The organism is Methanogenium organophilum (assembly GCF_026684035.1).
In the GTDB taxonomy this organism is placed as follows: Archaea; Halobacteriota; Methanomicrobia; order Methanomicrobiales; family Methanomicrobiaceae; genus Methanogenium; species Methanogenium organophilum.
Window position 1 is genome coordinate 36492 of sequence record NZ_CP113361.1, and the last position, 15800, is coordinate 52291.

19 protein-coding genes and 1 tRNA gene are annotated in these 15800 nt (G+C 44.3%); 12 read left to right on the forward strand and 8 right to left on the reverse strand.

The features are described 5' to 3' along the window. Window positions 1-25 precede the first annotated feature (25 nt). Window positions 26-826, reverse strand: a complete 801-nt coding sequence (locus OU421_RS00195; protein ID WP_268186559.1) for an ABC transporter substrate-binding protein — start codon at window positions 824-826, stop codon at window positions 26-28. A 365-nt stretch (window positions 827-1191) separates the two neighbouring features. Between OU421_RS00195 and OU421_RS00200 the strand changes: the two genes are divergently transcribed. Genes OU421_RS00200 through OU421_RS00210 form a run of 3 tightly spaced genes read left to right on the forward strand, consistent with a single transcriptional unit; the run spans window position 1192 to window position 3378 of the window. Continuing rightward, the gene (locus OU421_RS00200) at window positions 1192-1869 is read left to right on the forward strand and encodes a DUF5612 domain-containing protein (RefSeq protein WP_268186560.1); all 678 of its coding nucleotides are present in this window, start codon (window positions 1192-1194) and stop codon (window positions 1867-1869) included. Then, window positions 1870-2445, forward strand: a complete 576-nt coding sequence (locus OU421_RS00205; protein ID WP_268186561.1) for an L-threonylcarbamoyladenylate synthase — start codon at window positions 1870-1872, stop codon at window positions 2443-2445. 6 nt (window positions 2446-2451) lie between these two features. After that, the gene (locus OU421_RS00210) at window positions 2452-3378 is read left to right on the forward strand and encodes a DNA polymerase subunit beta (protein WP_268186562.1); all 927 of its coding nucleotides are present in this window, start codon (window positions 2452-2454) and stop codon (window positions 3376-3378) included. On the opposite strand, the gene OU421_RS00215 is transcribed toward OU421_RS00210, so the two are convergent. Continuing rightward, window positions 3375-4055, reverse strand: a complete 681-nt coding sequence (locus OU421_RS00215) for a Dna2/Cas4 domain-containing protein (protein ID WP_268186563.1) — start codon at window positions 4053-4055, stop codon at window positions 3375-3377. The two genes, OU421_RS00210 and OU421_RS00215, sit on opposite strands and share 4 nt — an antisense overlap. Before the next feature lie 162 nt (window positions 4056-4217). On the opposite strand from OU421_RS00215, the gene OU421_RS00220 reads away from it, so the two are divergent. From OU421_RS00220 to OU421_RS00245, 6 genes are all read left to right on the forward strand, one after another. Further along, window positions 4218-4514 carry a DUF3467 domain-containing protein gene (locus OU421_RS00220; RefSeq protein WP_268186564.1) on the forward strand — a complete coding sequence of 99 codons (297 nt, stop codon included), beginning with the start codon at window positions 4218-4220 and terminating at the stop codon, window positions 4512-4514. Between the two features lie 281 nt (window positions 4515-4795). Next, window positions 4796-4867, forward strand: a tRNA-Thr gene (locus OU421_RS00225). Window positions 4868-6012: 1145 nt separating this feature from the next. After that, a complete protein-coding gene (locus tag OU421_RS00230) occupies window positions 6013-6366 on the forward strand; it encodes a hypothetical protein (protein ID WP_268186565.1) in 354 nt (117 codons plus the stop codon). Window positions 6367-6385: 19 nt separating this feature from the next. Beyond that, window positions 6386-6826, forward strand: coding sequence for a hypothetical protein (locus tag OU421_RS00235; RefSeq protein WP_268186566.1), 441 nt, complete (start codon window positions 6386-6388; stop codon window positions 6824-6826). Window positions 6827-7390: 564 nt separating this feature from the next. Continuing rightward, a complete protein-coding gene (locus OU421_RS00240) occupies window positions 7391-8323 on the forward strand; it encodes an integrase (RefSeq protein WP_268186567.1) in 933 nt (310 codons plus the stop codon). Continuing rightward, window positions 8316-8609, forward strand: a complete 294-nt coding sequence (locus OU421_RS00245; protein ID WP_268186568.1) for a M48 metallopeptidase family protein — start codon at window positions 8316-8318, stop codon at window positions 8607-8609. The genes OU421_RS00240 and OU421_RS00245 overlap by 8 nt, the downstream gene beginning before the upstream one ends. Window positions 8610-8660: 51 nt before the next feature. On the opposite strand, the gene OU421_RS00250 is transcribed toward OU421_RS00245, so the two are convergent. Continuing rightward, window positions 8661-9557, reverse strand: coding sequence for a hypothetical protein (locus tag OU421_RS00250; protein ID WP_268186569.1), 897 nt, complete (start codon window positions 9555-9557; stop codon window positions 8661-8663). Window positions 9558-9756: 199 nt separating this feature from the next. Here OU421_RS00250 and OU421_RS00255 point away from each other — a divergent pair, with 199 nt between their 5' ends. The 3 genes from OU421_RS00255 (at window position 9757) to OU421_RS00265 (ending at window position 12154) form a co-directional block, all read left to right on the forward strand. Beyond that, window positions 9757-10017 carry a hypothetical protein gene (locus OU421_RS00255; RefSeq protein WP_268186570.1) on the forward strand — a complete coding sequence of 87 codons (261 nt, stop codon included), beginning with the start codon at window positions 9757-9759 and terminating at the stop codon, window positions 10015-10017. Continuing rightward, a complete protein-coding gene (locus OU421_RS00260; RefSeq protein ID WP_268186571.1) occupies window positions 10014-11318 on the forward strand; it encodes a hypothetical protein in 1305 nt (434 codons plus the stop codon). The genes OU421_RS00255 and OU421_RS00260 overlap by 4 nt, the downstream gene beginning before the upstream one ends. A 371-nt stretch (window positions 11319-11689) precedes the next feature. Further along, entirely contained in the window at window positions 11690-12154 is a 465-nt protein-coding gene (locus tag OU421_RS00265) for a site-specific integrase (protein WP_268186572.1), read from the forward strand. Window positions 12155-12406: 252 nt separating this feature from the next. Here OU421_RS00265 and OU421_RS00270 read toward each other — a convergent pair whose 3' ends face one another. From OU421_RS00270 to OU421_RS00285, 5 genes are all read right to left on the reverse strand, one after another. Beyond that, window positions 12407-14278: a PEGA domain-containing protein gene (locus OU421_RS00270; RefSeq protein ID WP_268187841.1), complete on the reverse strand. Its 1872-nt coding sequence runs from the start codon at window positions 14276-14278 to the stop codon at window positions 12407-12409. Between the two features lie 3 nt (window positions 14279-14281). Beyond that, complete coding sequence (locus OU421_RS00275; RefSeq protein WP_268186573.1) at window positions 14282-14620, reverse strand: peptidase associated/transthyretin-like domain-containing protein; 339 nt, start codon at window positions 14618-14620, stop codon at window positions 14282-14284. 276 nt (window positions 14621-14896) lie between these two features. Continuing rightward, window positions 14897-15187: a PEGA domain-containing protein gene (locus tag OU421_RS00280; protein ID WP_326493529.1), complete on the reverse strand. Its 291-nt coding sequence runs from the start codon at window positions 15185-15187 to the stop codon at window positions 14897-14899. A gap of 71 nt (window positions 15188-15258) precedes the next feature. After that, window positions 15259-15501 (reverse strand): PEGA domain-containing protein, encoded by a 243-nt coding sequence (locus OU421_RS13020; protein ID WP_407659772.1) that lies wholly within the window; start codon window positions 15499-15501, stop codon window positions 15259-15261. Next, entirely contained in the window at window positions 15417-15647 is a 231-nt protein-coding gene (locus OU421_RS00285) for a hypothetical protein (protein ID WP_268186574.1), read from the reverse strand. Before OU421_RS00285 ends, OU421_RS13020 begins: the two co-directional genes overlap by 85 nt. Window positions 15648-15800 lie beyond the last annotated feature (153 nt).

The following is a 15800-nucleotide window of genomic DNA, read 5'->3' on the forward strand; positions in this document are numbered from 1 at the left end:
ATATCGAAACCAAAACACCGGATGGTTATACAACCATGTCGTACTGAACCTTCAGCTCTTCCCAGTAGGGATCAGCCATCAGGTTTGTAAGACCGGCGTTCAGTTTATTGAGCAGTTCAGTGTCATCTTTCCGGACGGCAATACCAAACTCTTCATTGGTCTCAATAGAACCAATATTTTCTACATCACGGCCTCCAATAATGTCTTTCAGTGAGAGATCATCATACATGACAGCGTCGATTCTTCCGGTCGTCAGATCGTCAACCGCTTTTGTCGTGTCAGGATAAACTTTCAGGTTTTCCTTTGCCATAATGCCGGTATCAATCAGGTTCTCTTCCATCCAGATTGCTGCAGTACATCCGCTCTGGGTACCGATGATGGCGTTTCCTTCCTTTATGTCATCAATGGTGACACCGGACCCGGGCACAACAACAACCATCTGGTTTACTGTCCAGTATGGGATACTGAAATTGACTTTTTCAAGGCGCTCATCGGTAATGGTCATACCTGAGTATACCATATCAATCTGACCGGCCTGAAGTGCAGGAATGATACCATCCCATGCAACGACCTCGAACTTTACCTCAAAACCCTGATTTTCTGCAATCCACCGAATGGAATCAACATCGAATCCGGTTGGGTTGCCGTCGGTGTCCATCTTGGAGAACGGAGGATATGGTACATCTATTCCCACAGAGTATACGCTCTTTTCTCCTACTCCACCCTGTCCATCACCCGTAGCCGCTTCTGAACTTGTACATCCTGCAAATGCCACACACAACAATGCCATGCAGATTACAAACACGGAAAGTAATCTTTTGTTCATATGTGGGTTTTTGTGTACACATCCAATAATTGTTTTTACTTGAACATGCAACATACCACTTAACATACTATAAAAATATACGCATATCCATTATCAGAACACAGGGTTAATTTTTTTAAAAAACAGATCCATGACAATATCTCTAATGGTTCCACTCACGTTAATTGATATCAATATACCATCCGCTATATCCGATCGAAAACCCCGATACCAAAATAATTCCGTTTGTCGTTTTGTTGTACAAATCGTTTGAAATACAGAACACAGACTACCTAAACGAATGCCTGCACGAAATCATTTATTTACAAAGCACCAAACTTGTACAGCCACAATTCCGTTTTTCGGTTTGCTGCGGTGATCCATCAATGAATAAAACTGGCATCCCATATGCTCTGAGCATCCTGTCCGAAAATCGCCATGGGGTATTGCGCGACGTTTCCCGTGTTATGGCACATCACGGTGCAAATATCCTGACAACCCAGCAGTCGATCATATCGTCAGGAGAAAAGAAAGGCCTCTCGACACTCTATTTTGAATTTGAGGAAGTTGAAGATATCGAGTCTTTGATAACAGAACTAACAGAGATACCAGAGATCCTCTTTGTTGAAAGACACCAGCCATTTTCTGAAATATATGGAAAACGGGTCATCATACTGGGTGGCGGCGCACAGGTTGCACAGGTTGCGCTTGGTGCGGTAAATGAAGCCGACCGGCATAATATCAGAGGAGAACGGATATCTGTGGATACTATTCCCCTTGTCGGCGAAAACGATCTTGCTGCAGCGGCTGAAGCCGTCTCCCGACTCCCCCGCGCCTCAGTGCTTGTGCTCGCGGGGAGTCTCATGGGGGGAAAGATCAGCGAATCTGTCATCACCATTCAAAAATTAGGCGTTCCGGTTATTTCTCTTTCCATGGCCGGAAGCGTCCCCGACTACGCGGATCTTGTGGTAACCGATCCAATCCAGGCAGGAGTATTTGCCGTTATGCATATTAGTTCAAAAGCAGTGTTTGATATCTATCGTGTACGGGGGAGGAAATTCTAGATGAGTATCGTATCCGACGCCGTGCAGGTGCTGAGGCGTGATGGACTCATCGTTTATCCGACGGAAACCGTATATGGCCTTGGTGCGGATGCACTTTCAGAATATGCCGTTCACCGGGTATATGAAATAAAGAACAGACCAATGGGAAAACCAATCTCGGTTGCGGTCTCCGATGAGGACATGATGGCCGCAATCGCGGATGTATCCGACGAGGCATGGGAGTTTATCAGGACGTTTCTTCCGGGGCCGGTAACCGTCGTTCTTCCGGTGAAAAGTTGTCTGCCGTCAGTTCTCTCCGGGGGAACGGGCAAGATCGGGATACGGATGCCGAATAATACGGTAACACGTGAGATCATCGATGAACTGGACGCGCCTATTACTGCAACCAGTGCCAACCTTTCGGGGACCCCTGCGCCGGTAACAAAAGAACAGGTTAATGTGCCGTACGACCTCTTCATTGAAGGAGGAGAACTCTCCGGAACGCCCTCTACGGTTGTGGACTTTGAATCACGCCAGATTTTGCGCCCCGGGGATGATATAGAACGAATTGCCGCATTTTTCAGAACTCTGGAGTAAATACGAATGAAACCAATACGTCTACGCGATTTTATTGAAGATAAAGATGGAAGAATATACGCCGTATCAGCATACGACAACGAGGAAAAGGTAGGCTGTGTGCTGCGGTATGTGCCGGATGTTGACGGGGATCGGACTGCCCCTGACGGAAGAAAATTCAAAAAGCTTGATTTTGAAGATGCATTTGAATATATTGCGGAACATAAGCCGGAATACCTTGATACGGTCCATCGCATCCCACATGCAGATATTGCACGGGTAATCAAACCGGAAGAGGAGATCATCCATGTGGCTGCCAGAAATGAGCGGGTAATGCAGCTCCTTCCGGTTTTTAACGTATCTATTGATAATGTCGGATGCACCGGATCTCTTCTGTGCGGTCTTGAAAACGAAGCATCAGACATCGATATGGTGGTATATGGTGCAGCCTGGTTTACGGCACAGAAAAATCTTATGAAGGCGGTGGAAAACGGCACGGTTTCCGGTCTCTCAGAAGAGATGTGGCAGAAAGTCTATACCAAACGTGTTCCGGAAATCGATTACGAGACGTTCATCGCCCACGAAAAGAGGAAGTGGAACAGGGGAGAGATTGACGGAACATATTTTGATCTGCTCTATACCCGCTCCTATGACCGCATCGCTTCCGGTGCTGTGCCAAAGGGGGAGGTCTGCGGGAAAGCGACAATTGAGGCGACGGTGACAGATGCATCACTTGCCTTTGACAGTCCTGCAGTCTACGATGTTGACCATGAAGAGATCAGTCGTGTGCTCTCCTTCACCCATACGTATAGTGGTCAAGCGCTTGCGGGGGAGGTTATTGAAGCAAAAGGTGTGGTTGAAGAGCATGGGGATACAAAATGGCTGATTGTCGGGACAACACGGGAAGCAAAGGGCGAGTATATTATTTCAAAGACACTCCTTGAAACCCTTTAATCACCTTTTTTAAAGAGATCACCCAGTTTTTTCGGCCCGGAGACGGTGCATACCTCAGCAAGGAAACATCCTTCGCAGGGTGCGTTGCGTGGTTTTCTGGGGACCATTCCTTTGTCAATGGTGTCAGCAGTTCGTATTGCCTGCAAGGCACGGCGTCGGTCACGCGGTTCGGGGGTACAGGCACGCGAAATTCCTGACGGGAGATACTCACAGATGATGGAGGACGGAGTGAAGCCCAGCGATTCCTCGATGCAGACAGACAGGCAGGCCGACCGGATGCGATCCGCCCCCCAGACACCTGCTTCCGGTGCTTCGGTGACCCGCATAATGGCACACCGGGGCGGGCTGCCGGGAAGGATGCGGTCAATCGTCCCTCCGATGCCAAGCTTTTCAGATGATACACGGACATCATATTCGTCTGCTGGTTCCCACTCGCTCTCGTTGCATGCAGTGACCCATGTGTCAAGCATCTCTCTCGCTTCATCACTGATTTCAGGAGAGACAAGTCTGATGTCCTCCCAGAGCACAGATGCATCCAGCCGGTGCCCCAGTGCATACGACAGTTGTTTTGCAATCGTATACCGCTCGGGTTCTGCCGCTTCCTGTGATTTCATCAGTTGATATCGTACCGGACAGGCATGGCACGCCACAATTGATGAGATGCTTTTTTCCCGCATATCGCAACATATCCTGAATAACTGAGATTGATAACTAAGAATTGCTGAACAGACACCACGTTCATGAAGAGCCAATGAATCCTGAACAACGCTGAGTTCCAAAACACCACTGAGTTTCAGAACAAACAAAGGATTATCAGGCAAGCCGCATAAAATATTGGTATGACAAAACGGGAAATAGCAGTAAATATTCCAAGTGATTTGGACCCCGTCTATGCAAACCGGATTCAGGTTGCGTATAAAGACGATGAGTTTACGTTCGTCTTTCTCCATGAAATTCCCGGAACAAACCAGGCCCGTGCCAAGTCGATAGTCTCTATAAGCCCGAAACACGCCAAGAATTTCAGTCAGGTACTCCAGAAGAGTGTGAAGGATTTCGAAGGGAAATTTGGCGAAATTAAAACAGAGGCCCCGGAAAAGCAGGAAGACCCGAATGTTACGATTCGCGGGTACTCCTGATCAGATTGTCTGCCTGATCTGATTGTCTGACGATCCGAAAATCCAAAATCTAAATACCCAAAAACCCAAAAATCATGCAATCTTTCAATCTCGCAATCTCACAATCTCACAATCTCACAATCTTAGAGATTTAACCAAAGAATATTCAGACGACGAATATTCAAACAAAGAATATCCATATCCAAACGCCACCTTTATTATTTTTCAGCGTCAAATGAAGTAGGCATCTGGCATTACCGGCAATGTGTTGCTGGTTTTGTTGGTTATTCTCAAACACACGTGCCGTTGTGGCTTAGAGGTATAGCGGCTGATTCGTAATCAGCAGGTCGGGGGTTCAAATCCCTCCAACGGCTTGGTTAGGGACAGTATTTAGTCCCAATTCAACTTTAAAGCTTTTTTTAAATTTATTGCATTTAAAGTATTAATTGTCAGATCGCCTATAAATAATGATCCGTTGACCAATGGATCCCCTTGTTCCAATCCAAAACCTGATGGGAAACCATGCGGCAAACCAAGATCATACCAATTAGTGACGGGAAAGAACATGAGATATCTGTCGAATGGGAATGCTCATTATGTGGGTGATTCAAAAAATGCTGCTCAAATATCCTCACTGCGCCGTTTTTATAGCGAAAACGTAGATTTACAAGCGAATTATAGGGATTCTATTGCACACTTATTTTCAGTGGATATATGCATCCAATGAATGGGAGAACGGGGACTCACGCGAAGATATGGGGATGATTTTTTTGCCTTCTTTCATTTCGATGGGTAACCACCCAATTATCCTGGTTTTGCATACCCATTCCGGCAATTTGCACTGGAAGATGTATAAGGGAAAACGGGACATCTTCACCATCGCCGTCATTCCCAAATCACTCAGGTATACGCATGCATCTGAATCCTGTATTCATATCACTGGTATACAAGGGAATGTCAATAAGATACGCATCCGATGGTATGCATCTCACGAATACTATTCTGCCCTCCCATTTGCTTGTCCGGTATGGGTGTGCATTCCTGAATTTGATACACAAAGGAATGGTTCGTGTCCAGTGTGTATGAAAATCAATTCTCCCTGAACAAGGTAGTATTCTGGATATAGCCCTGTGGTTACCGGAGATGGACACGTAACGCATGAATGTATAATAATCAAATGGAAGGCATTCGGGCCGCGTCCGGGCGCGCGCCAATCTTTACCGTAGATATTGTTAGACCGAAACTGAAGTCTGAGCTGGTGTACGAAATTTAAACCGATGTCGATTTGAGTTTTACGAGTTGAGTCGATGATATCAAATCCTTCTGGATCTTTTCAATTGATGGGTCATCCAGTCAGATGTATCTGAATTTTATTTTTATTCTGATCGATATTAGTAACGAATGAATATGCCTATGCGAAATGGGGATATAGGGGCGGGCGGTAACACAACACCCTAGCTTTTTCTAAAAAACGCATTTTGGGAAAGTATATTTAGTATTAATTCAATCGTATCCAATTATGGTAGAAGTTGTAAAAATGCCAAAATGCCTCTCGATGATAAATCCCTCTAATATTGAAGGGGAATTTACATGCATTTATTGTGGGAAAACTTTTAAAAAATTAAATGCTATGAGGATTCATTTAGCCACGTGCAAAAAACGAGCATTGCGTCGGGACTTTAAATTCGGGACAACCAGATTTTATGTTTACATGAATCCACGAAAGGACGTTTATGATCCTTTGGAAAGAGTTGCTGAAAAACATCGAGATAATCCAAAATGGTTCCTCGGGGCACTGGATTATTTGAAGGAGGCAGGGTGGGTCACTCAATACTACGCTTTGAAGGAGGGGGACTATATTATCGAAGATTGATTGGACTGAACAATTTTTCTTGCCCGAATCAGTTCCCAACGCCACATCCGAACCAACTGGGGCTACATCTGAGCCAGAAACGTTTAAAGAGACAAGCATCGATACCGGGACAATTAAGACGATTGTCATTGAAGGCAATGACACAGAACTTGCCATAACTCTTAACCGAATCACAAAAACAGCAACGGTGGCATATTCACCTATAGCTGTTCCCCCGGAGTCTATTGAGGTTTTTATCCCCCTTATGGTCGGTGGACTTCAGGAGATGTTGTTCGACGAGGAAGAATTTAACAAAATGGTTGCCGAGGAATCTATTGATGAGGATGAGTGGGTTCTTGATGGGTACACTGTTACAAAATTGACTATACCTTTCGTCGAAGAAGGCACCAATACCCCAATTAGCGACTATGTTATCACTTGGCCAACAGAGAATGAGATAGTGATTACAAAACACAGATGACAACCGTGCCAGGAGGCCAAGAAGGGCCGACCGTCACAAAGGAAGTTTACCTGCACATGTGGAAAACAGCATGAAGTGATGATCTTCATTTCTTGCCATATGTAATGTGAAATTGTTTAAATAGGATTGTTCCTCTTTCTTTTTTGGTATCGACAGCGGGCCGTCAGATTGTCGTATAGCGGCACGCTATGGTAATTCCCAGATATGCCACTTTTGGTTTCAAACGATGTTACAAAATGCAACACAAGCCCGCTGTGTGTGTTTGATGTGGATATATTGCGACACCAAAGTGCAAAACACACCCTAAATGTTGCAACACCTTTTATTGATACATCCCAACAAAGGAATTGAGAAAATGGGCGGGAAAAGTCACCGAACACAAAATACGAAAAAACTATTCTTACGCCACATTCCGGCTACCTGTCAATGAATCATTAGATATTGTCGAGGAAGGAGATCATCATTGAGGACGTACCCAGAGGTTATAACATTCGGTTTATTGGTTGTAACAATAGGGTAGAGGCGTTGCAACACGACAGCAGCGCCAATATTCTAAATGAACGGATGAATACGTTTGAAAATAAAATTGATAGATTAACAGATGCTATTTTAGAAAATGAAGGCAATATAACAGATAAAACAAAAATTCAGATTGACCGAGCGGAAATTGAACTCGCGGCCTCTAACATGCCATGGAATCTAAATTTAAGGCAGATATACCGTTCTTTTCAAAACGACTTTCATGAGTATTTGATCAATGTAAGAAATGTTGCCGAAAAGAAAGCAAGATGGTATCTTGGTTCTTTAAACAGAATGCCAGATATATACACCATTCAGGATTTCATATCAGCCAAATTCACCGAAAACGGCATAAAAGCGTTTAGAAATTTTATCCACTTCCTTGAAGACATCAAAGGATATTCCCAAATAAATGACATAACTCCTGAAAAATGGTTAAAGCCTGCCAAGGTCAAACAAAGCAGACCAAAAATTACCTTCATCAATGTTAGTGATATTGTCGAAGTGTTTCATTATTGCCCGGACAATCTCAAAACGTTCTATAAACTTCTGACATATACAGGCGGAAGAGGTGAACACATCAAAAATATGATTGATACCTTTGAGCCTGACAGAATAATCACATCATATGAATTCCCGGATGTATCATATTATCCAACATCTGAATTAAGGAAAGGCACTAAGAACACATATTTTGTATTCTTTCCCACTTCCTTCATTGACGAATTAAAAGAATACAAAATGCCATACAATCACATTGAAACCGTTTACAGCAAAGTAAGGCACAATAACGTAAACACAAAGAATATCAGAAAATGGCACGCCAATATGCTCTTTAAAGAGGGAACACAGGAAAGTGTAGTTGATTACCTGCAAGGAAGAACACCTCAAAGTGTTGTTGCAAAACATTACGCTAATCTGAATATGCAGGCGGAACGATGTTACCATTCAATATTGCCTAAATTCAATATTGCCTAAAGTAGACAGTTACAAAGACCGATTCGAAGAAATACCCCGTGGTATCAGAGTGATAGATTTCAAATACCGGTGGAGATCCTGTTCATCGAAGAATCACCTTAATTTTCACTGGAAGATCATCCTTGCACCAATGACTATTGTAGACTACATCGTAGTCCATGAGATGGCACATCTTATTGAAAAGAACCATACACCCGAATTCTGGGAAATTATTGGTACCGTCCTTCCTGACTATGAACAGAGGAAGGAATGGCTTCGTAGAAATGGCAAATATTTGGATATATAGTAACTTTAGGAAAGAGAGGCCAGATATGGATTACATAGTCTTTTCTGAATTCTATTTCGTAAATCCGTCAGATACTATTTCCGCAGCTTTAGAATAATGCTTTAACAATGTCAACTGGTTTCTTGTTCCCATGCGCATGAATATATTACAAATTCGATTTGACAAATATGGACTTGCAGATACCATTGCCTTTAATAATTCATTAGGAATCATCGGAGTATCCGGAACATTTGGTCCTGAATCAGCGACACAATGAGTTTTGCAATATCCACAAAAATGTTTCAGAAGAGGGTCTATTCTCTCTTTTTGTACTGGAGTTTTCGATATTACCTGATCAAATGAATTTAATTTTATAATATATTCAGCTGTGATATCCGGTACAAAATTATTATTTACCAAATAGCCATTAAGAGAGAAACATACAATTCCAATTGTATTCATTAGGCATCTGGCCATTTTAAGGGGGTCTTCAATTTTCACTACATATGGCCTAGTTTTATTATTGATACGAACATTTGATATTTTTTGATTTATGGATGCATATTCCCGTATGCATTCAAATTTCTTAGAATCGGTCATCAATTTATATGAAAATAAATTTCTGAACCAATCTGAGTCAATTACAATTTTTACTGACAAATAATCATTTTCATTATATTTATCCCGACTCGATTTTAGGCGCTCCTCAATCTCTGAATAAATTGGATCAATGGATGATTTGTATAGTATTTTTCCATTAACCTCACTTTCTGAGATTAAATTTATTCCAATCAGAGTAGCAATATTCTTTTCAAAGGGAGAGGCATTGGCATGATACCATTTTTTAACTCCATAGAAGCCTTTTTCCGCATCATTTGCTGTTTTCTCTTCGATAAATGCACCATATACATTATCTTCAGTGAGATAAGTTGAACCCCTTTTGTTTTCATATTTAAATGTATCCAACACAATATGCAATATCTGTCGGATACTTGTTTTAAAGTATCCATTGATGATAGTATTGGTGATTGGATGAGAGAACATGAAAAATCCCTCTGTTTCCAGATTTCGCCTCAGATTCACCAGAATTTCAAAATGGTGACGGTGAGAATCGGAAGAACACAGAAAGCTGTGTTGGTAGAGCTAATGGAACAATTCATCGATGAAAATGGATCAGGCAGATGAGGGGCAAACGTTACCAGCGAAATCCCCCTCTCATCTGCAACCCCCAACATCAATCAAGAAGGAGGGTCAGACAATGGTTAACGTAAAAGGTATTTATACTTCACGTAAAGTGAAAGCAAAAAAAGAGTGCATCGAATCTCTTGACCCAATTGAGAGGATAATTTGTGAGTGTCTGATATCAATTGGCGATATCACAATTGAAAGTTCGGAAAAAGAGTCTTTTGCTGGTGGTGATGGTCAATGACAGTACCACCATATACTACTACTGCAAATGGTGAAGTTGAAAAGAACCCCGGATCAGGAGAATCCTATGACAAACCACCTTCTTTTGGATATGAAAAATCTATTCTAAATGGTCTAAATCAAGATCCAGAATCATTAAGGTATGGTGATCACCCTTTTCAGACCTCATACGCGCCAGAATTTAATATAAAAGAGCAATGCAAGCTCTGTCCTTTCAAATACTCGAAATTTGAGCGTGACGCAATTCAATATGTCGTTATTGATCCCGTATTTCGCAATCTGCTTGAATTGTTAGCAACTCCAAATAAATGGAAAATCAAACGGAAAAAAAGAGATACATGGATATATCTGGATCATGTCACATTTCAACTCGGGAATGATTTTGTTGTTATCTATTCTGATGATCCGTATGATCTGAAGTGGATTGGTAACTGGGTCCGTGAGAATTTACAGGGTTATTATGTAGATATTGAAAAATTAGTTTCAAAAATTGTTCATCCACGGCTAATTTCACGAGATGAGCTTTCAATTGACATTACAGATCCGGAGATGATTCAAACTGTTGAAGGGTTAACTGAGAATTACAAAAACAAATCCGGCTATTTAAGATTCAATTCACCGAATGAAGTAATTCCTGCTCTTAAAATTTACAGGAAAGACAAGGTCTTAAGAATGGAATTTATCTGTCATAGTGGATTTCAGACAACTTCTGTAATTGCAATCCGCAACAGGCTGCTTTACTGTCTGCAAAACATCTGCAAACAACCAGGGTGCCTCTATGATTTTCTGCATTCATACTATCCGACAGATATTAATTCTGATATTAAATGTTCAATCCAGAAAATAGAAACAGGACTGGATGAGTTAAAGCAGATGGTTAAATTATGTTCTCCGGAACCGGTAATTGCTAAAGGAAAAATCGGCACTGAGGCAAAGAATAAGGAAAAAATCAACGCTGTTATTGATTCAATCGATAAAGAAAACGTATCAATGGATAGTATATCCTGCAGGATATCGGAAATATTTGGAGTAACGAGAGAAGCGGCTATAGTTTTTCTAGCTGGTTTTCAGATCTGGGCTACGAGTATATACAGAAAAAGAGTCATGTTTGAGGATATATCAAGTCTATTTCTAAAACAGAGCTTACATAATATTTCGAAATTAAGTTGCATCAGAAGTGCTGCTAGAGAGTTAATAGCTGCCGGGTTGTTAAATGATGACCCTGAGCTGGATATCAGCTTTTCTTCTCAGGGTACCACTCTGGGTAAAAAACTCATTGCAAAGAAGGAGGGGATAAAATGATTATAATGCCCCTATCTCTAATATATCCATTAATTCCACTGCATACAACTCCGAATGGGATTATTAAGGGAGTAAGACGATCTAGGAAAATTATCAGGATTGAAAAAGAATCCAGGAGTAATTTGTAACCTTGGTTCTGAATTTAGAAAGTTTCCGTTTTGTTATATAACGGTAACATATTCTGAATTATCGATGGTTCTGAAAGGCAAATACCCACTTTCAACAGGTTAGTTTGAGAGTATTTTTACCATTTTAACAAAAAGGAAACTATGACGCTCTTAAAAGCAGACACTCGTATTCTCACCCCCGTGGAATATACCAAAATTCGGAATGGATTAAAAAAACCGCACAAAATCTATTTTGATGGTCTAATGTTTACGGGAATGCGATATGAAGAATATTTACGCTTTCTGGACAAACAGCAGTGGTTTTACCTGGAACGTTCAGCTATCCATCTCCCCCGTGAGGCATCATTGAAACAGAAACGGACGCAGCCTGAACGATATGTTCAATTGTCAAACTATGCCCTCCTTATTACTGAACGTCTGTTTGACCAGGAACTCCCAAGGTTGACCCGACAAGGCTGGAGAAAGGCCCTCCTGAAGGCCGCTGAGATGGCTGATATTTCGACCGATGGTATTACCCCTAAAATGACACGAAAGACATGGGAGTCATGGCTGGTGTGCTGCTATCCGGCTCTTACGATGCAGATTGCACTGTCCCAGGGTCATACGAATATCACAGCAATGAATCATTATCTGAACCTTTCATTCAGCCCTTCGGAAAAAGAGGATATGAAGAAGTATGTTAATGGATTTGGCGGGGTTTCGATTTAGTCAATGCAGAACAGTTATATTAAATTTTTATTTTGTTCTGAGTGAATTCGCTGTGGTTTGAAGGGTTTCTCATCCATTGTATCCATTTGCTATGACAAACACCTTTCAGCATCAATCACTACTCCAGAACCATACTGGTTGGTCCGATAGTGTCAAACCAGGTAGGGAATGAAGAAGGGGTTAATATGAGATACATATCCGGCAGGCATTGCCGATTTTCCCCATTTACTCAATAAAATGCAAAATAATTGACTATATTCTCAACGCAAACCACGCATCCCGCAGCCCTACGTTATATTGGGCGATGAACATGGCGTCTCCCACATCGATCACACTGTTTGTGTGGACGTCGGTCTTGGTGAACTGGTCAGTCCCAGGTGAAGGTTTCGGGGTGAAACCGACCACCTCCTTGAGCACCCGCAGGGTGTCAGCCTGGTTTACCTCTCCATCGTTATTGGCATCACCAAGCAGGGGTGAAGTAACTATGATAAAGTCGGGCCGTGTGAAGGTGTCCTCACCTCCATTCACCGCGAGGGTGACCGTATAGGTGCCATCAGCAGTATAGACGTGTACCGGGTTTTGTTCGTCAGAAGTTGCGCCATCGCCGAAGGACCAGTGCCATTCCGTCGGCCCGCCGGAAGAGCGATCGGTGAACTGCACAGTGAGGGGGGCAGTTCCACTGGTGACGCCGGCGGTGAAGGCCGCCACCGGTGCAGCAACCGAACCACTGCCCTCCAGTTTCACCACCCAGTAATCACCGCTGCCATGGTTCCCGCTCACGTCGCCGTCGGTTGAAGTGGTATAACCAGCCACTGCGTATCCGCCGTCCACGGTCTGGACGATGCTGCGTGCATAATCCCAACTGCTCCCACTGAGACACTTCTGCCACACTATGGTACCTGTGGAACTGAGCTTGACCACCCAGTAATCATATCCGCCATGGTTCCCGCTCACGTCGCTGTCGTCTGAATAGGTATAACCAGCCACTGCGTATCCGCCGTCCGCGGTCTGGACGATGCTGCGTGCGCGATCATCATTGCTCCCACCGAGACACTTCTGCCACACTATGGTACCTGTGGAACTGAGCTTGACCACCCATGAATCATAGCCGTTATGTTTCCCGCTCACGTCGCCGTCGGCTGATAAGGTATAACCAGCCACTGCATACCCGCCGTCCGTGGTCTGGACGGTGCTGTATGCATAATCATCACTGCTCCCACCGAGACACTTCTGCCACTCAATACCGGGGACCCCTCCAGAGGCTGCTAGGCTGGCATCCACAGTACTCGTTGTTCCTGCAGTCACTGAGACTGGTGTCGTGTAGTTCACGTAACCGGCCTTCGTCAGGGTCACCACGTGGTTGCCGGCTGCAATATTGTTTGCGAGTAAGGCACAGCCGGGGTTGGTTGTACCATAGTAGATGCTGTCAACATAGACTGAGGCATACGACGGATTTGAGGAGATTGAGATAGAACCTGTGGTAGCCTGTGGGTCTGCAGTGAGTGTCGCTGTCACATAGCTAACCTGGTTTGCATGTATCTGGATAGTGTTTGCCCATTCCTGGTAGCCAGGCATGGTGATCTCAAGAGTGTGTACACCCTCGGAGATTCCGCTGATGGTCCGTGGGGCTGTACCCTTGTATGCACCATCCAGGTAGATGTTTGCATTGGATGGGGTGCTGGAAACAGAAAGCGTACCATATGTCACTTCTGCTGTCAGGGACGCATAGGTGGTCTGGGTCTGTCCAGCGACGATGTTGATCGTATCCTGGTAGTCCTTATATCCTGAATAGGTAAGCCTCAGGTTGTTATTTCCAGCAGGGAGGTTTGAGACCGTTTGTGGGGTTGTACCATAGTATACACTGTTCACATAGACTGCTGCACCGGATGGGGTGCTGGAAACAGAAAGCGTACCATATGTCACTTCTGCTGTCAGGGACGCATAGGTGGTCTGGGTCTGTCCGGCGACGATGTTGATCGTATCCTGGTAGTCCTTATATCCTGAATAGGTAAGCCTCAGGTCATTGTTCCCTGCAGGGAGGTTGGATACTGTGTGTGGGGTCGTACCATAGTAAACACTGTTCACATAGACTGCTGCACCGGATGGTGAGGAGCTTACCTGGATGTTTCAGGTTGTGGGTGTATTTGGGTTTAACGTCAGGTAGACAGACTGGTGTTCTCCCGGACTTGGTGTTGCTGGGAGAGACTGTGATGCAGACGAGTAGCCGGACTTTTCCGCCCTCACGGTGCTGTATGGAGCTGCGGTGGAATACACTCCGACACTCAGGACTCCACCTGTGGTTACTCCCTTGTATTCTCCGTCAAAGTAGATGGAACAGCCATCCACATTGGTGTAGACGTCATACCATCCCTGGTCACCGCCTATGGTGGTCGCAGCCAGTGCAGCAGGGACTGCAGCAGCGATGATGAGCATGCTTATGATAAGCACGTAAAATTTTCGTACCATAGTAGTAAGTGAGCGGTTATTTTGCCGGATATAAATAATCTGCTGTTTCCATTCCCGGATGAATGAGCAATTTCTCAATTTTATGGGAAAAATTGTCTAAATGGGTGGGATTTTCCCAAATAAATATGTGGTATCTGTATTTCCTGTGTTCATGTCTGCAGAAGAAGATACAAGGGGACAGTGCCACAAGCACACCGGCAGGCAGCATGAGTGAGGGGGATGACTGCCTGGGGACAGGTGAGAGGATGAGGTCGAGCCTGCTGTCACTTCAGTAACCTATGTCCATTCCGTGTAGCCTGAAAGCCGGACTGTCATGGTATATGATCCAGACATTACTTCATTTGAGATAACAGGGGTAATGCCTGCCTTTGCATTATTGAAATACACCTCTGCACCATTCGGGGATGAGGTGACAGAGAGCGTTCCGTATCCGGTGCCTGATGGGGAGATTTCGGCACTCACCGTTGTGGTCTGGCCAAAGTTGACGGTGACTGTCGAGACTGAATAATTATACCCGAAGAGGCAGACCATGACGGTATGGCTGCCTGCAGAAACTGCACTGATTATAAATGGTGTGCCTGGGGATGTATGGGGCCCTCATAGGTTCCGTCCAGATAGATGGCGGCATAGGACAGGTTTTATGTGATAGATAGAGCACCTGTTGTCGGTGACTGCACTGGTATCTGTGTCGGGGAGACAGAGGTGACCTGACTCGGATAAACCCGCACTGACCCGATCCAGTCCTGATATCCGAGTCTGGTGAGTTCGACAAAGTATGGCCCTGCGGTGAGGCTACCTATCGTCTGGGTTGTTGTGCCGCGGAAATTCCCATCCAGATATTGGCCTTGGACGGTGAACTGGAGACCGAGATGATCCCACATGAGGTGGATGGGACAAGGGATACACTTACCCTCGTTGTCTGGCCGCCGTAGACATAGACTTGTTGTGTATAGCTGTTATATCCGCTTGTGTTCCAGTCGGAGAGTGTACTGGCCGTGCGTGAGGCCACGATATACGTTATCGACACATAGACACCGAGGCCCCGGTGGGGGATGTGAGGTTACTGAGAGGGTGCCGTAGGGCGGTGCGATGGACGTCAGGGTGAGGGTGACAGAATATATTCCTCTTGGTGAGGGGCAGCGGGTAGGTTTGCATAGGCATTGTTATACCCTGCCTGGGA